Below are 22,837 nucleotides of genomic sequence, written 5' to 3' on the forward strand. Positions count from 1 at the left end.
TGCCCTTGTGAACGGGAAAAATGCCAACAAACACGGGATATGAGCGACTTGGCATAACCACTGCATTACCTCTTTCAACAGACATACAGCGCAGGCTTCAACGACGAAGGTTGCACTTCCCGAGAGAACGGGACCAGGACAAAGGCGTCCTCGCTAGGCAACTAGCGGGACGCCTTTTTTTGTTTGCGCAAAATTTGTCGAGCACGGCCTGACCCTGATGAGGCAGGCCCGAGCTCCCCGGAGAACCTGATGAAAAAACTAAAACTGGTGATGATCGGCAACGGCATGGCCGGGGTCCGGACCCTGGAAGAGCTGCTCAAACTGAGCACGGAGCTGTACGACATCACGGTCTTCGGTGCCGAACCGCACACCAACTACAACCGCATCCTGCTGTCGCCGGTGCTGGCGGGCGAACAGACCTTCGAAGAAATCGTGCTCAACGACCTGGACTGGTACCTGGAAAACAACATCAAGCTGCTGCTCAACCGCAAGGTGGTGGAGATCGACCGGGTCAAGCGCCGGGTCATTGCCGAAGACGGCAGCGAAGCCGAATACGATCGCCTGCTGATCGCCACCGGCTCGACGCCTTTCATCCTGCCGATTCCCGGCAACACTCTTGACGGCGTGATCGGCTACCGCGACATCGCCGACACCCAGGCCATGATCGACACCGCGAAAACCCACCGGCACGCCGTGGTGATCGGCGGCGGCCTGCTCGGCCTGGAGGCCGCCAACGGCCTGATGCTGCGGGGCATGCACGTCACCGTGGTGCATATCGGCGAGTGGTTGCTGGAGCGGCAACTGGACAAGACCAGCGGCCAGTTGCTGCAAACCGCGCTGGAATCTCGCGGCCTGCACTTTCGCCTGTGCGAGCAGACCCAGGCCTTGCACGACGCTGGCAACGGCCGGGTCGGTTCGGTGCAATTCAAGAACGGCGACATCATTCCCGCTGACCTGGTAGTGATGGCCGCCGGCATTCGCCCCAATACCGAACTGGCGGAGAAATCCGGCATTCCGTGCAGCCGCGGGATTCTGGTCAACGACACAATGCAAACCTACGACCCACGGATCTATGCCATCGGCGAGTGTGCCAGCCACCGCGGTATCGCCTATGGTTTGGTGGCGCCGCTGTTCGAACAGGCCAAAGTCTGCGCCAACCACCTGGCCCAACTGGGTTTTGCCACCTACAAGGGTTCGGTGACCTCGACCAAATTGAAGGTTACCGGTATCGACCTGTTTTCCGCCGGCGACTTCATGGGCGGTGAAGGCACCGAGACCATTACCCTCTCGGACCCGATTGGCGGCGTCTACAAGAAACTGGTGATCAAGGATGACGTGCTGGTGGGCGCCTGCCTGTACGGCGATACGGCGGATGGCGGCTGGTATTTCCGGCAGATCCGTGAAAACCATGCCATCAGTGAGATCCGCGATCACTTGATGTTCGGTGAAAATGCACTGGGCGACGTAGGACATCAAGGCCAGGACAAAGCCATGAGCATGGCCGACAACGCCGAAGTCTGCGGCTGCAACGGCGTGTGCAAAGGCACCATCGTCAAGGCGATCCAGGAGCACGGGCTGTTCAGTGTCGACGACGTCAAGAAACACACCAAGGCTGCCAGCTCCTGCGGTTCCTGCGCCGGCCTCGTCGAACAGATCCTGATCAACACCGTGGGCGGCGCCGCCGACGTCAAGCCGAAAAGCGAAAAGGCCATCTGCGGCTGCAGCGATCTCAACCACGGGCAAATCCGCCAGGCCATCCGCGAGCAGCACCTGCTGACCATCGCCGGCACCATGAGCTACCTGAACTGGCGCACACCCAACGGCTGCGCCACCTGCCGCCCGGCGCTCAACTACTACCTGATCTCCACCTGGCCAGGAGAAGCCAAGGATGATCCGCAATCGCGCCTGATCAATGAACGCGCCCACGCCAATATTCAGAAAGACGGCACCTACTCTGTAGTCCCGCGGATGTGGGGCGGTGTGACCAATCCTTCAGAGCTGCGGCGCATTGCCGACGTCGCCGACAAGTACAACGTGCCGATGGTCAAGGTCACCGGTGGCCAACGCATCGACTTGCTGGGTATTCGCAAGCAAGACCTGCCGGGGGTATGGAAGGACCTGGACATGCCGTCCGGCCACGCCTATGGCAAATCCATCCGCACAGTGAAAACCTGCGTCGGCAGCGAGTTCTGCCGCTTTGGCACCCAGAATTCAACACAGCTGGGCATTGAACTGGAACATGACCTGTTCAACATGTGGTCGCCGCACAAGGTGAAACTGGCTGTCTCCGGTTGCCCGCGCAACTGCTCGGAAGCCGGTATCAAGGATGTGGGAATTATCGGTGTGGACTCCGGCTGGGAGATGTACATCGGTGGCAACGGCGGGATCAAGACCGAAGTCGCGGAATTCTTCGTCAAACTGAAAACCGCCGAAGAAGTGCGCGAATACAACGGTGCATTCCTGCAGCTCTATCGCGAAGAAGCCTTCTACCTCGAACGCACCGTGCACTACCTGCAACGGGTCGGCATGGAACACATCAAGAAAGCCGTGCTGGAAGATCCGGAGCGTCGCAAGGCGCTCAACGATCGCCTGCAATTCTCCCTGTCGTTCGAACAGGACCCGTGGAAGGAACGCCTGGAACAGCCCCAGCTGAAAAAAGAATTCGACGTCATCCCCGTGAAAAACCTGGAGGTGCTGGCATGAACTGGCTGGATATCTGTGCACTGGAAGAGATCAATGCCCTGGGCTCGCGGATCATCGCCGGGCCAAAGGGAGACATCGCGATTTTCCGTACCAGCGACGACGAAGTGTTCGCCCTCGACGACCGCTGCCCGCACAAGGGCGGCCCGTTGTCCCAAGGTCTGGTCTACGGCAAGCGTGTGGCCTGCCCGCTGCACAACTGGCAAATCGACCTGGAAAGCGGCGAAGCCCTGGCCCCGGACATCGGCTGTGCCCATCACCATCTCGCCCGGGTGGAAAATGGCCGGGTGATGCTGGCCCTGCGGGATGCAGGCTGATGGACCGCCAGATCACTGCGTCCACCTGCTGTTACTGCGGGGTCGGTTGCGGGGTGCTGATCGAGCACGACGGTTCACGCATCCTCGGCGTCAGCGGCGACCCGGCGCACCCGGCCAATTTCGGCAAACTGTGCAGCAAGGGTTCGACCCTGCACCTGACCGGCGACTTGACGGCGCGGGCGTTGTACCCCGAACTGCGCCTTGGTAAAAGCCTGGCCCGCCACCGCACCGATTGGGATACCGCCCTCGATCACGCGACCAGCGTGTTTGCCGCGACCATTGCCGAACATGGCCCGGACAGCGTGGCGTTCTACATTTCCGGGCAACTGTTGACCGAGGACTACTACGCCTTCAACAAGCTGGCGCGTGCCCTGGTAGGCACCAACAACATCGACAGCAATTCGCGCCTGTGCATGTCATCGGCGGTGGTCGGCTACAAGCGCAGCCTGGGTGCCGACGCCCCGCCCTGCAGCTACGAAGACCTGGAGCTGAGCGATTGCGTGATGATCGTCGGCAGCAACATGGCCTACGCCCACCCGGTGCTGTTTCGCCGGCTGGAAGCAGCCAAATCCCGCCGGCCGCAGATGAAGGTCATCGTCATTGACCCACGTCGCACAGATACCTGCGATCTGGCTGACCTGCACCTGGCGATCTTGCCGGGCACCGATGTCGCCTTGTTCCATGGGATTTTGCATCTGCTGCTGTGGGAAGACTGGATAGATCGTGACTTCATCAGGGACCACACCGAAGGCCTGGCCGAGCTGAAAAACCTGGTGCGTGACTACACGCCGCAAATGGTTTCGCAGCTCTGCGGTATCAGCCTCGGGCAATTGCAGCAATGTGCCGAGTGGATCGGCACATCACCGAGCTTTCTGTCGCTGTGGTGCATGGGGCTTAACCAGTCCACCGCCGGCAGCGCGAAAAACAGTGCATTGATCAATCTGCACCTGGCCACCGGGCAGATCGGTCGTCCCGGCGCCGGACCTTTCTCCCTCACCGGTCAGCCAAATGCCATGGGCGGGCGGGAAACCGGCAGTTTGTCCAACTTGCTGCCCGGTCACCGTGACGCCGCCAATGCACAACACCGTGCGCAAGTGGCGTCCTACTGGGGCGTCGAGCAACTGCCGGAAAGCCCCGGGCTCTCTGCGATCGAATTGTTCGAGCAAGTGCGCAACGGCAAGATCAAGGCGTTGTGGATCGCCTGCACCAACCCCGCGCAATCCATGCCGGACCAGACGGCCGTGCGCGCAGCTCTGCAAGCCTGCCCGTTCGTGGTGTTGCAGGAAGCCTTCAGCACCACTGAAACCGCGAAGTTCGCCGACCTTCTGTTGCCCGCCGCCAGTTGGGGGGAAAAGGAAGGTTGCGTGACCAACTCCGAGCGGCGCATTTCCCACGTACGCCAGGCAATCGTCGCACCGGGTGAGGCGCGGCCGGACTGGGCAATCACCATAGATTTCGCACAACGCCTGGAAAAACACCTGCGTCCCGGCCAAACCAGCCTGTTTGAATTTGATAATCCCGCTCAGGTCTTTGACGAATACAAACAACTGACTCAAGGTCGCGACCTGGATCTGTCCGGTATCAGCCATGCACTGATCGATCGTCTCGGCCCGCAGCAGTGGCCCTTCCCTGCGGGTGCCGTTGAAGGCACGGCCCGGCTGTACGTCGACGGGGTATTTGCCACTGCCAATGGGCGCGCACAGTTCGTGGCCGATCCATACCGTGCCGCCAAAGAGCAACGCGATGCACGCTTCCCGCTGACCCTGATCACCGGCCGTCTGCGCGATCAATGGCACGGCATGAGCCGCACCGGCACCGCTGCGCAGCTGTTTGGCCATGTCAGCGAAGCGGAGTTGAGCCTGCACCCGGACGAACTGCGCCGCCATCGCCTGCAGCCGGGGGATCTGGTCAGCCTGAAAAGCAGGCGCGGCGCAATCGTCGTCGCGGTTGCCAGCGATGACAGCGTGCGTCCAGGCCAGGCCTTTTTGCCGATGCATTGGGGCGACCGTTTTCTCAAGGGCGGGGTGAACAGCCTCACCCTGCCCGCATTCGATCCTTTGTCGAAACAGCCCGAACTTAAACACAGCGGCGTTCGCCTGGATCCGGTGGATTTGCCCTGGAAACTATTCGCACTGATCGAGGGCGATGTTCAACGGCATTTTGAAACGCTACGACCGCTCTGTGAGGCGTTTTCCTACGTCAGTCTCAGTCTGGTTGGCCGTGAGCGCCCTGCCCTGCTTGTACGGGCTGCCAATACTTCAGCACCTTCGGCAGAGTTGCTAAGCGAAATCGATAAAAACCTGGCGCTCGATGACGGCCCGGTACTGGCTTACGACGACCCTCGCCGGGCCATAGGCAAGCGCGTGCGGATCGAAAATGGCCGGATCACTGCCATTCGACTGGCCGGTGAAACCCTTGCCCAGCACTGGTTGCAGGGGCTGTGGCTCGAAGGTCGCGCGGACCAGCAACTGCGGCGCTGGCTGCTTGCGCCGCTGAGCGCACCACCGGGCAATCTCGACACGCCCTTCAACTCGAACAAGATCCTGTGCAATTGCAAGAACGTCGGCCAGAACGCGATCTGCGCCGGCATCAGCCGTGGCCTGGACTTGCAGGGGCTCAAGCAAGAACTGGGTTGCGGCACGCAATGCGGGTCCTGCGTTCCGGAAATCAAACGCCTGCTGGCTGCCACGGCGCAGCCAGTCACCGTCTTCTCGTGAGGAAAACACTATGAGTGCAAAAGTCTGGCTGGTAGGTGCGGGCCCGGGTGATCCGGAGTTGCTCACGTTGAAGGCGGTACGTGCCTTGCGCGAGGCAGATGTGGTGCTGATCGATGACCTGGTCAATGTCGCGGTACTCGAGCATTGCCCTGGAGCGCGGATCATTCCGGTGGGCAAGCGTGGCGGCTGCCGCTCTACCCCGCAAGCGTTCATCCATCGCCTGATGCTTCGTTATGCCCGGCAGGGTAAATGCGTAGCGCGGCTCAAGGGCGGCGATCCATGCATTTTCGGTCGCGGTGGTGAAGAGGCGCAGTGGCTGCGTGAGCGTGGGGTCGAAGCCGAGTTGGTCAACGGCATCACTGCCGGACTGGCGGGGGCAACGCAATGCGATATTCCGCTGACTTTGCGCGGTGTAGCCCGTGGTGTCACGCTGGTCACCGCACACACCCAGGACGACAGCCAATTGAACTGGCAGGCACTGGCCCAAGGCGGAACGACGTTGGTGGTTTACATGGGAGTGGCCAAGCTCGGTGAAATCCGTGAGCAGCTATTGGCCGGCGGCATGGCAACGGATACGCCCGTGGCCATGATTGAAAATGCCTCCTTGCCCCATCAACGGGAATGTCGGAGCACTCTCACAAACATGGATGAAGCAGCCTACAGATTCCAGCTGAAAAGCCCTGCCATACTGGTGATCGGTGCAGTGGCAGCCTGTGCAACTCAATCGCTGTGGGAGCGTGAATTGCCTGTGATGGCGGCAGATCAGTCAGCGTAGTTTCAACTATTTCACCAAATTGCAGACAAAGAAAAGCCCGGCCTGAGCCGGGCTTTTCAGAGCTGCGAGCTAATTACTTAGCTTGAGCTTCAACCTGCGCTTCTACGCGACGGTTAACTGCACGACCAGCGTCAGTTTTGTTGTCAGCAACTGGGCGGGATTCGCCGTAGCCAACAGACTGAACGCGGGACGATTCAACACCGTACTGGTTGGTCAGAACTTGTTTAACGGCGTTTGCACGACGCTCGGACAGTTTCTGGTTGTAAGCGTCAGGACCGACGGAGTCAGTGTGACCTTCAACAGTAGTGCTGGTGGATGGGTACTGCTTCATGAAGTCAGCCAGGTTCTTGATGTCGCCGTAGCTGTTTGGCTTGACTACCGACTTGTCGAAGTCGAACTTCACGTCCAGCTCAACACGAACAACTTCAGCAACTGCCGGGCAGCCGTCAGCGTCAACAGTTACGTTGGCTGGGGTGTCTGGGCACTTGTCAACGTTGTCGCAAACGCCATCGTTGTCGCTGTCAGAGCAAACTTCCGGAGCTGGAACTGGAGCAGCAGCTGGCTTGCTGCCGCCGCCGAAGTTCACACCGATACCGACGCTAGGAGCCCACTCGGTGTTGCCCTGGTCGATGTTGTACTGAGCTTCAACGCCAGCACGGGCGTAGAAGTTGTCGGTGAAGTACAGCTTGGCACCGCCGCCAACGTTGGCGAAGGTGGAACGGTTACGACCGTTCGAGCCGTTCTGGTCGATGCTCTGGTCGGAGAAACCGCCCGAGACGTAAGGACGCAGCATGTCGCCTGGGTTGTTGAAGTGGTACAGAGCGTCCAGAGCGGTGTTCGCGCCCTTAACGTTCTTGCCATCGTTTGCACGGGCATTGTGCACTTCGTCGTAGGCCAGACGCAGTTCAACGTCGTCTGTCAGGAAGTAACCGATCGAACCACCCGGCAGGATGCCGTCGTTCTTGAAGTTACGGTCGCTATCGAAATATTGCTTCTTTGCGTAGCCTTCGATTTCAACTGCGCCTTGGCCCTGTGCCAGAGCGCCGATGGAAGTGGCGGCAATAAGAGAACCAATGGCCAAGCCCAAGGTGTTTTTCAGTTTCATCCGTTAAATCCCCATCTGGTGATTGTGAAGCAGTCCCGCAAACCGGGGGACAACTCGGCGGCAAGTCTAACAGAACTTGCCTACACGTAAGAGATATTTGCGCTGAACTAAGTTTCAGCAATGCCTGCAAATTTCTCACGCAATTTATCTAGAGCGCGTTTGTACCGCATTTTTGTTGCGCTCAAACCCATATGCATGATGTCTGCGATTTCCTGAAACTCCAGCTCTGCGACAAATCGTAGCACCAGAATTTCACGATCAATCGGGTTCACATACACCAACCAGCGATCAAGTCCGCCTTTTTCCTCAGGTTTCGGCGTCTTTTCTTCAGACGCTTCCTCGAGGGGGTCAAGACTCAATGCGTCCATCAAGCGACGCTTTCGCCGTTCCTTCCGATACTGTGTGATGCACTCGTTGTACGTGATGCTATATAGCCATGTCTTGAACTTCGATTTACCTTCGAAGTTCTTCAGGCCATACAGCACCTTCAACATGACCTCCTGACAGACATCGTCTGCGTCGCGATCGTTCCCTAGATATCGTGCGCACACGTTAAATAATGTTCGCTGGTAACGCCGCATCAGTTCTTCATAGGCGCGTGTTACGTGAAACAGCTCGGTATGCGAGCGCGCGACCAACTCCTCATCAGAGAGCTCGCGGGGGTCGTAGCGCATGGATAACGATTGGGCTTTATTCAAAACAAGTCGGGCCGACAGTCAGGTCAATGTCCGCCGCAGCCAGCGTGAGCAGGCATTTTGCGGCGGCATACATTAGCAGGGTTTGCCGGGTTAGCGGCTACTCACATGCTGCTCAAGGAGGATCCGATTGGAAAGAGAGACTAGCTCACCCTCATCGGTCAGCAATGTGGTTTTAACCGTGCCGATCTCTTCGATCTGGCCTTCGACCTCGCCAACACGCACTTGTTGCCCAACCTGGTACAGCTCACGCACGTAGATTCCCGCAAGAATCTGGCCGGCAATTTCCCGGCTTCCCAACCCCATGGCCAGCGCTACTGCCAGACCAACGGTTATCAACACAATCACGATCACATGGTTCAGCAGGTCGGTCTTGACCTCCAACTGGCTGATCGCAACCGAAATACTGATGATGATCACCAGGCCCTGGGCAATCCGTCCAAGCCCTGAAGCATAGTCCAGCCCCACGCCTTCTGCCGCTCCGCGCACCAGCCCGTTGGCCAGTTGCGCCAGCAAGACACCGACCAGCAACACCAGCGCCGCGCCGAACACCTTCGGTAAATACAACGCAAGCATGTCCAGCGTAGCTGAAACTCGCTCAAGGCCAAGGGATTCTGCGGCAGAAACCAGAAAAATCAGCAGAACGAACCAATAGACGATTTTGCCGATCAGCGTCGAAATAGGAACTTGCAACCCTGCACGGGACAGCAATTTGGTCAGGCCGGTGCCACCCATCAAGCGATCAAGGCCCAGTTTGGCGAGCAACTTCGAGAGCAAGGTGTCCAGCAGTTTGGCCACGACAAAACCCAACAGCAGCACAACCAGTGCGCCGAACAGGTTCGGAATGAAGTTCGCAACCTTGGTCCACAACGCAGTCATTGCAGTGACGAGGCTCTGAGTCCAGAGATCAAGTTCCATATTCAATCAGCCTTATCAGCAGTGCGAGCAGTAGGTTTACGAAGACGGGATACCGGCGCGACATGGGCCGATCCGTTATTCAGGGCGATCATCAGTGCGGGCAACCAGCGCCCCAGCAGGCTGAACAGATCACCGGCGCCGACCTGGCGGTTGGCGGTTTTCAGCACACGCCCCAGGCACGCATCGTCGTCCCGGGTGGACGGTGAGGCGTTGAGCATGTCGCGTAAAGACTGTTCAAACGGATCGTGCATACGCACCTCTCGTGATGTCTGTGGGAGACGCGGTCAGTTTTGGTCGGGTCACATGGTTTCCCTCAGACCCAGCGCAAACGTCGGAACAACCACCACTGCCCGAGCGCCACCGAGACCATCATCAGGCAAGCGATCAGAAAGCCGTAAGGGCTGGCAGAGAATGGAATTCCACCGACGTTGATCCCCAAAAGCCCGGCCAGAAAACTCATCGGCAAAAAGATCCCGGTGATGATCCCGAAGCGATACATCGTGCGGTTCATGCGCACGCTCAAGCGACGGTCTTCAGCCTCCAGGACCAGCCCCACCCGCTCCCGGGTCAATTCCAGCTCTTCGAGGTAGCGGGTCAGGCTATTGTTCAATTCGTTCCAGTAATCGCCGTCATCCTCGACGAACCAGGGCAACTTGATTCGCGTCAACTGCCCGAAAATGTCCCGCTGCGGAGCCAGAAAGCGCTTCAACGCAGCCGCCCGGCGACGAATCTGCAAAACCGCCCCGTGCTCAGGAGTATACCGTTCGTCGGTATCCAGCTTTTCTTCTTCCTCATCGACCACTTCCGAGAGACAGCTGACCAGATCCTGCACCTTGTTGGTGAGGTACTGCGCCATGCAAAGGATGAGTTCGGAGGCAGTTTTCGGCCCCTTGCCCTCGGACAGTTGCACCAGCAACTCGTCAGTGGCACGCAAAGGACGCAAACGCAGGGAAATGACACGCTGGGCAGAGCCGAAAATCCGCACCGACACCATGTCTTCCGGTTCGGCGCCAGGGTTCAGATTGACCCCGCGCAAAAATAGCAGCAGTTCGCTGTCCGAAAGCTGTAGAAGTCGCGGACGGGTGTTTTCTTCGAGTAACAGGTCACAGCTGAATTCGCTCAGACCGCTGGATTTGCGCAACCAGGTCCGGGTTTGCGGATGACTGCGATCCCAGTGCAGCCACAGGCTTTCATGGGCCTGCAGTTGCAAGTCATCGAGTTCAGTCCGGGCAATCGAACGCGCACCGCCTTTACCGTCCAGCACCAGGGCATGCACCAGCCCCCATTGCGCGTTTTCTTCCTCGAACATCCGCACTCCTTTGGTCAACCGGCGCTTTATTCAGGCATTTTCAGCGGGCTGGGCGAGATGATCACGCCGTTGTTGTCCGCATAAATGTATTCGCCTGGACGGAACGTCACGCCGGCAAACGTCACCACAACGTTGAGATCGCCGAGCCCGCGCCTGTCGGATTTCCTCGGGTGGCTGGCGAGGGCCTGAACGCCCAGATCGGTCTGCGCGATGATATCGACGTCGCGGATGCAACCGTAGATCACCAGCCCTTCCCAACCGTTTTTCGCGGCTTTCTCGGCCAGCATGTCACCGAGCAACGCATGTCGCAGGGAACCGCCACCGTCTACCACCAGCACTTTGCCATTCCCCTTGAGCTCGACCTGCTCCTTGACCCGCGAGTTGTCTTCAAAGCATTTGATGGTCACGATTTCGCCGCCGAAGGAATCACGGCCGCCGAAATTGCTGAACATCGGTTCCAGCACCTGCACCAGCTCCGGATAGGCGTCGCACAGGTCAGGCGTGATGTAATGGTTCATCGAGAAACTCCTGTAAGAGGAAGACAATCGAGGATGTCGGAAAGTGACCAGAACAGCTCAATGCGTCATATCTTAGCCGCAAGCCGACCGGAGCGAAATGCCCTTCTTAGAGCGTCAGGCTCAGATTGCCGCGACCAAATCCTGTTGCGCTCCCGGCAAAGGTGTCTGCTGATCGGCCAACCAGCGCGTCACCAAAGGCCAGACTTCAGCCTGGGCTGCCTTGCTGACGAGCATTTCCACGTGACCGAAATTGTCGCCGAAGCCCTGCTCGCGCCCCAGGTTGATGAATTGCTTGTGCTCGGAACCGAACTGCTCGAACAACTTGCGACACGCCCACGCAGGATCCTGATGATCACCCGCAGCGCTCACGGCAAGCACCGGCAACTTGACCTCGGCCAAACCCGCCCACCAGTTTTTATCGGCATCGCCAAAGCGCCCGAACAGACCGTACCAGCGCATGCCTTCCAGGGCCAGGCCGATGGGCTCGTCCTCCGGACCGCGCTTGAGCCTTGAACCGGACAACTGGGCAAAACGCTTGAGAATGAAGCGACCGCTCCACTCTACCGGCGGAATCTTCAATGGCCAGTAGGTGCGACTGACTTGTGTACCGAAAAACGCCGCCGAGGCCACGACCGGCTCACCGATGTACTCGCCACCCAGCGCTGCGGCCAATGTAATACCGCCCAGTGAGTGACCGATCCAGTGTGGCACCTGCCCGCTCTGTTCGCGCACGAACGCACCAATGGCCGGCAGGTCATAGCGTGCGTAGTCGGCAACACGGTTCTTGCGGTAGTCGTGGTTACGCTGGGACAGGCCGTGACCGCGCATTTCCGGAATCCAGACATCGAACCCCAGACGGGCCAGGTAAGCGCCCAACCCCAGGCCTTTGGGAGAAAACCAGAACCGGCGATTGGAAAAGCTGCCGTGCAGCAGGATCACCGGCACGCCACGGGAGGACGACTCATCGGCCATGCCAAGGCGTGTCACAGCCAATTCGACGGTGAAGTCGGGACTGTTACCGGGTTTCAAACGATACACATCTTCGCTCAGATCACCGCGCCGTTCGGCACTGATCAGGGCGACAGGAAATAGGTTGCTGCTGCTTTGCATAATCTCTTGCACAAAAAAGGGCGGCATCCAGATGGAGCCCGCCCTGCTTGAATCTCATAAAGACCGCTCCCTGTAGGAGCGAGCCCTGCTCGCGAAGAACTCGGGACACCACGTTTATCCAGGATAAACGCGTTGTCGTTGACGTCCATCGCGAGCAAGCTCGCTCCCACAGAAAGGGGCGGCCCGTTTACACCGGATCAGGCCGAAGCTTGACCTTCCGCCAGGAAGAACCAGGTTTCCAGTACGGAGTCAGGGTTCAACGAAACGCTTTCAATGCCCTGCTCCATCAGCCACTTGGCCAGGTCCGGGTGGTCCGAAGGACCCTGACCGCAGATACCGATGTATTTGCCGGCCTTGTTGCACGCGGCAATCGCATTGGCCAGCAGCTTCTTGACCGCCGGATTACGCTCATCGAACAGGTGGGCGATGATGCCGGAGTCACGGTCCAGGCCCAGGGTCAGCTGGGTCAGGTCGTTGGAGCCGATGGAGAAACCGTCGAAGAACTCGAGGAACTCTTCAGCCAGGATGGCGTTGGACGGCAGTTCGCACATCATGATCACGCGCAGGCCGTTCTGGCCACGAGCCAGACCATTTTCCGCCAGCAGATCCACCACCTGGCTCGCTTCGCCCAGGGTACGGACGAACGGCACCATGATTTCGACGTTGGTCAGGCCCATCTCGTTGCGCACGCGCTTGAGGGCGCGGCATTCGAGCTCGAAGCAATCGCGGAACGATTCGCTGATGTAACGCGAGGCACCGCGGAAGCCCAACATCGGGTTCTCTTCTTCCGGCTCGTACAGCTTGCCGCCGATCAGGTTGGCGTATTCGTTGGACTTGAAGTCCGACAGACGCACGATGACCTTTTTCGGCCAGAACGCAGCCGCCAGGGTGCTGATGCCTTCAACCAGTTTCTCGACGTAGAAGCCGACCGGATCGTTGTAACCGGCGATGCGCTTGTCGACGCTGTCCTTGATTTCCTGCGGCAGGCCGTCGTAGTTCAACAGCGCTTTCGGGTGCACGCCGATCATGCGGTTGATGATGAACTCCAGGCGGGCCAGGCCCACACCGGCGTTCGGCAGCTGTGCGAAGTCGAAGGCGCGGTCCGGGTTACCGACGTTCATCATGATCTTGAACGGCAGCTCAGGCATGGCGTCCACGGAGTTCTTCTTGATGTCGAAGCCCAGTTCGCCTTCGAAGATGAAGCCGGTGTCGCCTTCAGCGCAGGAAACGGTGACGCCCTGGCCATCTTTCAACAGCTGGGTGGCGTTGCCGCAACCTACTACCGCTGGAATACCCAGCTCACGGGCGATGATCGCCGCGTGGCAAGTACGGCCGCCACGGTTGGTGACGATCGCGCTCGCGCGCTTCATGACCGGCTCCCAGTCCGGGTCGGTCATGTCGGAAACCAGTACGTCGCCTGGCTGGACCTTGTCCATCTCGGACACGTCCTTGATGATGCGGACCTTGCCGGCGCCGATACGCTGGCCGATGGCGCGACCTTCCACCAGCACGGTGCCGGTTTCTTTCAACAGGTAACGTTCCATGACGTTGGCCTGGGTGCGGCTCTTCACGGTTTCCGGACGGGCCTGCACGATGTACAGCTTGCCGTCGTCACCGTCCTTGGCCCACTCGATGTCCATCGGGCACTGGTAGTGCTTCTCGATGATCATCGCCTGCTTGGCCAGTTCGCTGACTTCGGCGTCGGTCAGGCAGAAACGTGCGCGCTCAGCCTTGTCCACGTCGACGGTCTTGACCGAACGACCGGCCTTGGCCTCGTCGCCGTAGATCATCTTGATGGCTTTGCTACCCAGGTTGCGGCGCAGGATCGCCGGGCGACCCGCGGCCAGCGTGCCTTTGTGAACGTAGAACTCATCCGGGTTCACCGCGCCTTGTACGACGGTTTCACCCAGGCCGTAGGCGCCGGTGATGAACACCACGTCACGGAAGCCCGACTCGGTATCGAGGGTGAACATCACGCCGGCGGTGCCGGTTTCGGAACGGACCATGCGCTGCACGCCAGCGGACAGGGCAACCAGCTTGTGGTCGAAGCCCTGGTGCACGCGATAGGAAATGGCACGGTCGTTGAACAGCGAGGCGAACACCTCTTTGGCGGCGCGAATGACGTTTTCGACACCACGGATGTTCAGGAAGGTTTCCTGCTGACCGGCAAAGGATGCGTCGGGCAAGTCTTCGGCGGTGGCGGAAGAACGCACGGCCACGGCCACGTCAGGGTTGCCGGCGGACAGCGTGGCGAACGCGGTACGAATTTCGGCATTCAGTTTTTCAGGGAACTCGGCTTCCATGATCCATTGGCGGATCTGGGCACCGGTCTTGGCCAGCGCATTCACGTCATCGACGTCCAGGGCATCGAGCGCATCATGAATCTGCTGATTCAGGCCGCTCAGTTCCAGGAAATCACGATAAGCCTGAGCGGTCGTGGCGAAGCCGCCGGGCACCGATACACCGGCACCTGCAAGGTTGCTGATCATCTCGCCCAGGGATGCGTTCTTGCCCCCCACATGCTCAACATCGTGTTTGCCGAGCTTATCGAGGGAAACTACGTACTCTACCAAGGTGATCTCTCCACTAACTGTGTTGGAAAAGCTCAGAAACCGGCTGCTTAAGTGAGCATTTGCCGGTTATATGGCCTGGACCTGGAAAATAAGTGAGAATGCGGGCCAATGGCGGCCGGCAAATCGCGCCTATCATATCCAAGATTCGTCACTAGCTTAAGGCCCAAGGTGCAAATGAAACGATCTGCTTTCTTTATCTCCGATGGTACCGGCATTACCGCCGAAACCCTGGGTCAAAGCCTTCTGGCGCAGTTCGAAAACATTACCTTCAGCAAAGTCACGCGGCCGTACATCGACAACGTGGACAAAGCGCGGGCCATGGTACAACAAATCAACAAAGCCGCCGAAACCGACGGCTTCCGTCCGATTATCTTCGACACCATCGTCAATCAGGACATTCGTGAGATTCTCGCAACCTCGAATGGTTTCATGATCGACATTTTCTCGACGTTCCTGGCACCGCTTGAACAGGAACTGACCGAGCATTCTTCCTATACCGTGGGCAAGTCCCACTCCATCGGCGCCAACACCAACTACATGGAGCGTATCGAGGCCGTTAACTTCGCCCTCGACAACGACGACGGCGCCCGCACGCACTATTACGACAAGGCCGACCTGATACTAGTGGGCGTGTCGCGATGTGGTAAGACGCCGACGTGCCTGTACATGGCGATGCAGTTCGGTATCCGCGCAGCCAACTACCCGCTGACCGAAGACGACATGGAGCGCCTGCAACTGCCGTCCGCCCTGCGCGCCCACCAGCACAAGCTGTTCGGCCTGACCATCGACCCGGACCGCCTTACCGCGATCCGCAACGAGCGCAAGCCCAACAGCCGCTATTCGAGCTACGCCCAGTGCGAGTTCGAAGTTCGCGAGGTGGAAAACCTGTTTCGCCGCGAGAACATTCCGAACATCAACTCCACGCACTTTTCCGTAGAAGAAATCTCCGCGAAGATTCTCGTGGAGAAAGGTGTGGAGCGGCGTTTCAAGTAGTTCTTTTTTGCCTGTTCGGCCCTCATCGCGAGCAAGCTCGCTCCCACAGTTGATTTGTGTTCACCGCAGATCTCCTGTGGGAGCGAGCTTGCTCGCGATGAACGATAACTCGGTCTCCTAGATAACAAACAAATCCACAAACCGGTTTACCGGTGTCGCCTCAAGTTTCTGCTGATCCCTGCACAGTGCAAAAATCTCCTCGCTACGCTGCCCGGTGAATCGTGTCAGCAAGTTCGCCCTGAACTTGTCCTCCAGCAACGGAATGCCTTCGACCCGACGTCGACGATGCCCAATCGGGTATTCCACCACCACGTTTTCAGTACTCGACCCGTCCTTGAAAAACACCTGCACCGCGTTGGCAATGGAGCGTTTGTCGGACTCCAGATACTCACGGGTGAAACGCGGATCCTCGACAATCACCATCTTGTCGCGCAGCACATCGATGATCGGATGCGCCTTGTGGAAATCATCTTCGTAATACTCGGCAACCAGATTGCCAAAGGCCAGCGGCACGGCAGTCATGTACTGGATGCAGTGATCGCGATCAGCGGCATTGGCCAGCGGGCCGACCTTGGAAATGATGCGAATCGCCGACTCGTGAGTGGTGATGACGATCCGGTCGATTTCGTGCAGACGATTGCGCACTTGCGGATGTAGGGTCACCGCCGCCTCACAGGCCGTTTGCGCATGGAACTCGGCCGGAAAACTGATCTTGAACAACACGTTTTCCATCACATAACTGCCGTACGGTCGCGAGAAACTGAACGCACGCCTGTCTTCAGGCTTGAGCGCCAGATCATTGTTGGTGTGGCTGAACAATACGTCGTAAAACCCCCACTGCCTGGCACTCAACACACCGGGAATACCCATTTCGCCGCGCATCGCCATGTCCGCCAAACGCACGCCACGACTGGACGCATCCCCCGCCGCCCAGGATTTACGCGAACCGGCATTCGGCGCATGCCGGTATGTGCGCAGGGCCTGACCGTCCGCAAAGGCATGGGACAACGCCGACAACAACTGCTCGCGATTGGCACCCATCAGCTTGGCGGTGACTGCGGTCGAGGCCACTTTCACCAGAATGACGTGGTCGAGGCCGACACGGTTGAACGAGTTTTCCAGGGCAATCACGCCTTGAATCTCATGGGCCATGATCATCGCTTCAAGCACTGTACGCACGGTCAGCGGTGCCACACCATTAGCCAGGTGCTTTTGTGATAAATGGTCGGCTACCGCGAGAATACCGCCGAGGTTGTCCGACGGATGCCCCCACTCCGCCGCGAGCCAGGTGTCGTTGTAGTCGAGCCAGCGCACGATGCAGCCGATGTCCCACGCCGCCTTCACAGGATCGAGCCGGTAACTGGTCCCCGGCACCCGGGCGCCGAACGGCACGACAGTGCCTTCTACCACTGGCCCCAAATGCTTGGTGCACTCGGGAAAACGCAGGGCCAGCAGGCCGCAACCCAAGGTATCGATCAGACAGTTGCGCGCAGTATCCAGCGCCTCTTTTGACTCGATCTTGTAGTTGAGGACGTAATCGGCAATGTCCTGCAGGACCTTGTCGTAGTCGGGGCGGTTGTTCAGGTCGACGTTGGCGCTCATGTTCGATTCACTCTGCGGTGTTCGTTGATGGGACCTCGGTTCAGGGCAATCTCAGTCAATGACAAATTCTTATGATTGAAATGCAGGCCACTGTGGGAGCGAGCTTGCTCGCGATGGCGGTGCATCAGCCAGCACACGTATTGAATGTGTTGGCCCCATCGCGAGCAAGCTCGCTCCCACAGGTGTTTGGATGATCTTAGAAAGAATCACCCGGCACACGGACAAACCCTTCCATCAACACCCGTGCACTGCGGCTCATGATCGCTTTGTTCACGGTCCACTCGCCATTGACCTGGCTGGCCTCGGCGCCGACGCGCAAGGTACCGGACGGGTGGCCGAAGCGCACCGCGTTGCGTTCGATACCGCCTGCCGCGAGGTTAACCAGCGTACCGGTGATCGCTGCCGCCGTGCCGATTGCCACCGCAGCAGTACCCATCATCGCGTGGTGCAATTTGCCCATGGACAGTGCACGCACCAGCAGGTCGACATCACCCGCCGCAATGGCTTTGCCACTGGACGATACGTAATCCGCCGGTGTGGCGACGAAGGCCACCTTCGGCGTGTGCTGCCGCTTGGCCGCTTCGTCGACGTTCGAGATCAGGCCCATGCGCAATGCGCCGTAAGCGCGGATGGTTTCGAACATCAGCAAGGCTTTCGGGTCGCCGTTGATCGCGCCCTGCAACTCGGTGCCCTTGTAGCCGATGTCTTCGGCATTGACGAAAATCGTCGGGATACCAGCGTTGATCATCGTGGCCTTGAAGGTGCCGACGCCGGGCACTTCCAGGTCGTCCACCAGGTTGCCGGTAGGGAACATCGAACCGCCGCCGCCCTCCTCGTCCGCCGCCGGATCGAGGAACTCGATCTGCACTTCGGCCGCCGGGAAGGTCACGCCGTCGAGTTCGAAATCGCCGGTTTCCTGTACTTCACCATTGGTGATCGGCACGTGGGCGATGATCGTCTTGCCAATGTTGGCCTGCCACACGCGAACCACCGCCACGCCGTTGTGCGGGATGCGGCTGGCGTCCACCAGGCCATTGCTGACGGCGAACGAACCGACCGCCGCCGACAGGTTGCCGCAGTTGCCGCTCCAATCCACGAAGGGCTTGTCGATGGACACCTGACCGAACAGGTAATCGACATCGTGATCGGCCTTGATGCTTTTCGACAGGATCACGGTTTTGCTGGTGCTGGAAGTCGCGCCACCCATGCCGTCGATTTGTTTGTCATACGGGTCGGGGCTGCCGATCACCCGCAGCAGCAAAGCGTCGCGGGCCTGGCCCGGGACCTGTGCCGCTTCAGGCAAATCCTTCAGGCTGAAAAACACGCCTTTGCTGGTGCCGCCGCGCATGTATGTCGCTGGAATTTTGATCTGCGGTGCATGAGCCATGGTGCTCGTTACTCCTAATCTGAAAACAGACACGGGACTTAAAGTCCCGTGTCTGCAAAGCGTGTGTTAAACAGCAACCGCCGATTCTTCGAGGAAGTCCTGGGCGAAGCGTTGCAGCACGCCACCGGCTTCGTAGATCGACACTTCTTCAGCAGTGTCGAGGCGGCAGGTCACCGGCACATCGACGCGCTCGCCATTCTTGCGATGGATCACCAGGGTCAGCTCGGCACGCGGGGTGCGGTCGCCAATCACGTCGTAGGTTTCGCTGCCGTCGATGGCCAGGGTGTGGCGGTTGGTGCCCGGCTTGAATTCCAGCGGCAACACGCCCATGCCCACCAGGTTGGTGCGGTGAATGCGCTCGAAACCTTCGGCGGCAATCGCTTCCACACCCGCCAGGCGCACGCCCTTGGCCGCCCAGTCGCGGGACGAACCCTGACCGTAGTCGGCACCTGCGATGATGATCAGCGGCTGCTTGCGATCCATGTAGGTCTCGATGGCTTCCCACATGCGCATCACTTTGCCTTCCGGCTCGACGCGGGCCAGCGAACCCTGCTTGACCTTGCCGTTTTCCAGAACCATTTCGTTGAACAGTTTCGGGTTGGCGAAGGTCGCGCGCTGCGCGGTCAGGTGGTCACCACGGTGAGTCGCGTAGGAGTTGAAGTCCTCTTCCGGCAGGCCCATTTTCGCCAGGTATTCGCCCGCGGCGCTGTCGAGCATGATGGCGTTGGACGGCGACAGGTGATCGGTGGTGATGTTGTCCGGCAGCACCGCCAGCGGGCGCATGCCCTTGAGCGGACGGGCGCCGGCCAACGCACCTTCCCAGTACGGCGGACGGCGGATGTAGGTGCTCATTTCGCGCCACTCGTACAGCGGCGCGACTTTGGGACCTGTGTCTTCGTGGATCGCGAACATCGGGATGTAGACCTGACGGAACTGCTCAGGCTTGACCGAGGCTTTCACCACGGCGTCGATTTCTTCGTCGCTCGGCCAGATGTCTTTCAGGCGGATTTCCTTGCCATCCACCACGCCCAGCACATCTTTTTCGATGTCGAAACGGATGGTACCGGCGATGGCGTAAGCAACGACCAATGGCGGCGATGCGAGGAACGCCTGCTTGGCGTACGGGTGAATCCGGCCGTCGAAGTTACGGTTACCGGACAACACAGCAGTGGCGTACAGGTCACGGTCGATGATCTCTTGCTGGATCACCGGGTCCAGTGCGCCGGACATGCCGTTGCAGGTGGTGCAGGCGAAGGCCACGACGCCGAAACCGAGCTGTTCCAGCTCATCGGTCAAACCGGCTTCATCGAGATACAGCGCCACGGTTTTCGAGCCCGGCGCCAGGGACGACTTGACCCATGGCTTGCGGGTCAGGCCGAGCTTGTTGGCGTTGCGCGCCAGCAGGCCGGCGGCGATCACGTTGCGCGGGTTGCTGGTGTTGGTGCAACTGGTGATGGCGGCGATGATCACCGCGCCGTCCGGCATCTGGCCCGGTACGTCTTCCCACTTCCCGGAGATGCCTTTCGCCGCCAGATCCGAAACCGCTACACGGGCGTGCGGGTTGCTCGGGCCAGCCATGTTGCGCACCACCGAGGACAGATCGAACGTCAGGCCGCGCTCGTATTGCGCGCCTTTCAGGCTGTCAGCCCACAGGCCAGTGGTCTTGGCGTAGTTCTCGACCAACTGCACCTGCTCGTCTTCACGGCCGGTGAGCTTGAGGTAGTCGATGGTCTGCTGATCGATGTAGAACATCGCCGCGGTGGCGCCGTATTCCGGGGCCATGTTGGAGATGGTCGCGCGGTCGCCGAGGGTCAGCGCCGCAGCACCTTCACCGAAGAACTCCAGCCACGCGCCAACCACTTTTTGTTTGCGCAGGAACTCGGTCAGCGCCAGCACCATGTCGGTGGCGGTGATGCCCGGCTGCAGCTTGCCGGTCAGCTCGACGCCGACGCTTTCCGGCAGACGCATCCACGATGCGCGACCGAGCATTACGCTTTCGGCTTCCAGACCACCGACACCGATGGCGATCACGCCCAACGCATCGACGTGCGGGGTGTGGCTGTCGGTGCCGACGCAGGTATCAGGGAAGGCCACGCCGTCACGCACCTGGATCACCGGAGACATTTTCTCCAGGTTGATCTGGTGCATGATGCCGTTGCCCGGCGGGATCACGTCGACGTTCTTGAACGCCTTCTTGGTCCAGTTGATGAAGTGGAAACGGTCTTCGTTGCGACGGTCTTCGATGGCGCGGTTCTTCTCGAACGCTTCCGGATCGAAGCCACCGCGCTCGACGGCCAGGGAGTGGTCGACGATCAGTTGGGTCGGCACCACCGGGTTCACTTGCGCCGGATCACCGCCCTGCAGGGCGATGGCATCACGCAGGCCGGCGAGGTCGACCAGCGCGGTCTGGCCGAGAATGTCGTGGCACACCACGCGGGCCGGGAACCACGGGAAGTCGAGGTCGCGCTTGCGCTCGATGAACTGCTTCAGGGATTCGGTGAGCGTGGCCGGGTCGCAGCGACGCACAAGGTTTTCCGCCAGTACACGGGAGGTGTACGGCAGGGTGTCGTAGGCGCCAGGCTGGATCGCCTCGACCGCTGCGCGGACATCGAAGTAATCCAGGTGGCTGCCGGGCAGCGGTTTACGAAATTGTGTGTTCATCGTCAGGACTCGGTCACGGTAGTTACAAAAGGTGGGGCCTGGCACCAGACTTGAAGTGAACACAATCCACTGTGGGAGCGAGCTTGCTCGCGATGGCGTGTCAGTCGACACCAATGTGAATGACACTCCATCGCGAGCAAGCTCGCTCCTACAGGGATCTGCGTTGCATTCAGATCCCGGTGCCGGCCGCCACCATTCAGCGTTGTTCGATTGGTACGAACTTGCGCTGCTCAACGCCGGTGTATTCGGCGCTTGGACGGATGATGCGGTTGTTGGCACGTTGTTCGTACACGTGGGCGGCCCAGCCGGTCAGGCGCGAGCAGACGAAGATCGGCGTGAACAACTTGGTCGGGATGCCCATGAAGTGGTACGCCGAGGCATGGTAGAAGTCGGCGTTCGGGAACAGTTTCTTCTGCTCCCACATGGTCTTGTCGATGGCTTCGGATACCGGGAACAACACCTTGTCACCCACTTCGTCAGCAAGCTTTTTCGACCAGCCCTTGATCACCTCGTTACGCGGATCGTTGTCCTTATAGATCGCGTGGCCGAAGCCCATGATCTTGTCCTTGCGCTCGAGCATGCCGAGGGTGCCCTTGATCGCGTCTTCCGGCGACGAGAAACGCTCGATCATTTCCATCGCCGCTTCGTTGGCGCCGCCGTGCAGCGGACCGCGCAGCGAGCCAATGGCCGCGGTGATGCACGAATACAGGTCGGACAGGGTCGAGGCGCAAACACGTGCGGTGAAGGTCGACGCGTTGAACTCGTGCTCCGCGTAGAGGATCAGCGAAACGTTCATCACCTTGACGTGCAGCTCGCTCGGCTTCTTGCCGTGCAGCAGGTGCAGGAAGTGGCCGCCGATGGACTGCTCGTCGCTCACGCAATCGATGCGCTTGCCTTCGTGGCTGAAGCGATACCAGTAGGTCATGATCGCCGGGAACGCGGCCAGCAGGCGGTCGGTCTTGTCGTGTTGCTCGGAGAAGTTGTTCTCCGGCTCCAGGTTGCCCAGGAACGAGCAGCCAGTGCGCATCACGTCCATCGGGTGGGCGTCGGCGGGGATGCGTTCCAGCACTTCTTTGAGCGCTTGCGGCAGGTCGCGCAGCTTGCTCAGTTTGGCAACGTAGGCTGCCAGTTGCGCCTTGCTCGGCAGTTCGCCGTACAGCAGCAGGTAGGCAACTTCTTCGAACTGTGCGTCAGCCGCCAGTTCACGTACGTCATAACCACGATAGGTCAGACCGGCACCCGACTGGCCCACGGTGGACAGTGCGGTTTGCCCGGCTACCTGGCCACGGAGCCCGGCGCCACTGAGTACTTTTGCTTCGGCCATTGCTGTCTCCAATTCTTGAATTTTTTAGGGAAACCAATCTTTCATCTGTAGGAGCGAGCTTGCTCGCGATGGACGCCGATGATGACGCGGGAAAACTGATACCCCGCGGTGTATGGCCCACCATCGCGAGCCA

17 protein-coding genes are annotated in these 22,837 nt (G+C 59.5%); 5 read left to right on the forward strand and 12 right to left on the reverse strand.

What is annotated here, in order from left to right; all coding sequences use genetic code 11:
* Window positions 1-249 precede the first annotated feature (249 nt).
* The 4 genes from nirB to cobA are packed head-to-tail and all read left to right on the forward strand — an operon-like array spanning window position 250 to window position 6,509.
* Window positions 250-2,703, forward strand: a complete 2,454-nt coding sequence (nirB, locus tag AC1RDQ_RS20435; protein WP_223508579.1) for a nitrite reductase large subunit NirB — start codon at window positions 250-252, stop codon at window positions 2,701-2,703.
* Window positions 2,700-3,017, forward strand: coding sequence for a nitrite reductase small subunit NirD (gene nirD / locus AC1RDQ_RS20440; RefSeq protein ID WP_046042889.1), 318 nt, complete (start codon window positions 2,700-2,702; stop codon window positions 3,015-3,017). Before nirB ends, nirD begins: the two co-directional genes overlap by 4 nt.
* The gene (locus AC1RDQ_RS20445; protein WP_492587982.1) at window positions 3,017-5,734 is read left to right on the forward strand and encodes a nitrate reductase; all 2,718 of its coding nucleotides are present in this window, start codon (window positions 3,017-3,019) and stop codon (window positions 5,732-5,734) included. The genes nirD and AC1RDQ_RS20445 overlap by 1 nt, the downstream gene beginning before the upstream one ends.
* 10 nt (window positions 5,735-5,744) lie before the next feature.
* Window positions 5,745-6,509, forward strand: coding sequence for a uroporphyrinogen-III C-methyltransferase (cobA, locus tag AC1RDQ_RS20450; protein WP_154860687.1), 765 nt, complete (start codon window positions 5,745-5,747; stop codon window positions 6,507-6,509).
* A 73-nt stretch (window positions 6,510-6,582) separates the two neighbouring features.
* Here cobA and AC1RDQ_RS20455 read toward each other — a convergent pair whose 3' ends face one another.
* From AC1RDQ_RS20455 to ppsA, 8 genes are all read right to left on the reverse strand, one after another.
* Window positions 6,583-7,614, reverse strand: a complete 1,032-nt coding sequence (locus tag AC1RDQ_RS20455; RefSeq protein WP_057715703.1) for an OmpA family protein — start codon at window positions 7,612-7,614, stop codon at window positions 6,583-6,585.
* A 107-nt stretch (window positions 7,615-7,721) separates the two neighbouring features.
* A complete protein-coding gene (gene sigX, locus AC1RDQ_RS20460; RefSeq protein WP_015096065.1) occupies window positions 7,722-8,312 on the reverse strand; it encodes an RNA polymerase sigma factor SigX in 591 nt (196 codons plus the stop codon).
* Window positions 8,313-8,402: 90 nt separating this feature from the next.
* A complete protein-coding gene (locus AC1RDQ_RS20465) occupies window positions 8,403-9,227 on the reverse strand; it encodes a mechanosensitive ion channel family protein (RefSeq protein WP_008048604.1) in 825 nt (274 codons plus the stop codon).
* 2 nt (window positions 9,228-9,229) lie between these two features.
* A complete protein-coding gene (locus tag AC1RDQ_RS20470; protein WP_008017601.1) occupies window positions 9,230-9,478 on the reverse strand; it encodes a hypothetical protein in 249 nt (82 codons plus the stop codon).
* Window positions 9,479-9,540: 62 nt separating this feature from the next.
* Entirely contained in the window at window positions 9,541-10,536 is a 996-nt protein-coding gene (locus tag AC1RDQ_RS20475; RefSeq protein ID WP_150812371.1) for a zinc transporter ZntB, read from the reverse strand.
* A 26-nt stretch (window positions 10,537-10,562) separates the two neighbouring features.
* Complete coding sequence (rraA, locus tag AC1RDQ_RS20480; protein ID WP_008027412.1) at window positions 10,563-11,054, reverse strand: ribonuclease E activity regulator RraA; 492 nt, start codon at window positions 11,052-11,054, stop codon at window positions 10,563-10,565.
* Window positions 11,055-11,174: 120 nt separating this feature from the next.
* Window positions 11,175-12,164 carry an alpha/beta fold hydrolase gene (locus AC1RDQ_RS20485; protein ID WP_090454039.1) on the reverse strand — a complete coding sequence of 330 codons (990 nt, stop codon included), beginning with the start codon at window positions 12,162-12,164 and terminating at the stop codon, window positions 11,175-11,177.
* A gap of 197 nt (window positions 12,165-12,361) precedes the next feature.
* Window positions 12,362-14,737 carry a phosphoenolpyruvate synthase gene (gene ppsA, locus AC1RDQ_RS20490; RefSeq protein ID WP_150812369.1) on the reverse strand — a complete coding sequence of 792 codons (2,376 nt, stop codon included), beginning with the start codon at window positions 14,735-14,737 and terminating at the stop codon, window positions 12,362-12,364.
* Window positions 14,738-14,911: 174 nt separating this feature from the next.
* Here ppsA and ppsR point away from each other — a divergent pair, with 174 nt between their 5' ends.
* Entirely contained in the window at window positions 14,912-15,730 is an 819-nt protein-coding gene (ppsR, locus tag AC1RDQ_RS20495; protein ID WP_008048584.1) for a posphoenolpyruvate synthetase regulatory kinase/phosphorylase PpsR, read from the forward strand.
* A 117-nt stretch (window positions 15,731-15,847) separates the two neighbouring features.
* Here ppsR and prpD read toward each other — a convergent pair whose 3' ends face one another.
* The 4 genes from prpD to prpC all read right to left on the reverse strand — a co-directional run bounded on the left by prpD (window position 15,848) and on the right by prpC (window position 22,704).
* Window positions 15,848-17,332: a 2-methylcitrate dehydratase gene (gene prpD / locus AC1RDQ_RS20500; protein ID WP_492587983.1), complete on the reverse strand. Its 1,485-nt coding sequence runs from the start codon at window positions 17,330-17,332 to the stop codon at window positions 15,848-15,850.
* A 196-nt stretch (window positions 17,333-17,528) separates the two neighbouring features.
* Window positions 17,529-18,719 carry a 2-methylaconitate cis-trans isomerase PrpF gene (gene prpF / locus AC1RDQ_RS20505; protein ID WP_492587984.1) on the reverse strand — a complete coding sequence of 397 codons (1,191 nt, stop codon included), beginning with the start codon at window positions 18,717-18,719 and terminating at the stop codon, window positions 17,529-17,531.
* Between the two features lie 66 nt (window positions 18,720-18,785).
* Window positions 18,786-21,380, reverse strand: coding sequence for a Fe/S-dependent 2-methylisocitrate dehydratase AcnD (gene acnD / locus AC1RDQ_RS20510; RefSeq protein ID WP_492587985.1), 2,595 nt, complete (start codon window positions 21,378-21,380; stop codon window positions 18,786-18,788).
* Between the two features lie 196 nt (window positions 21,381-21,576).
* Window positions 21,577-22,704 (reverse strand): bifunctional 2-methylcitrate synthase/citrate synthase, encoded by a 1,128-nt coding sequence (gene prpC, locus AC1RDQ_RS20515; protein WP_008048580.1) that lies wholly within the window; start codon window positions 22,702-22,704, stop codon window positions 21,577-21,579.
* Window positions 22,705-22,837 lie beyond the last annotated feature (133 nt).

The sequence above is a fragment of the Pseudomonas sp. GW823-FHT02E01 genome, from assembly GCF_058797535.1.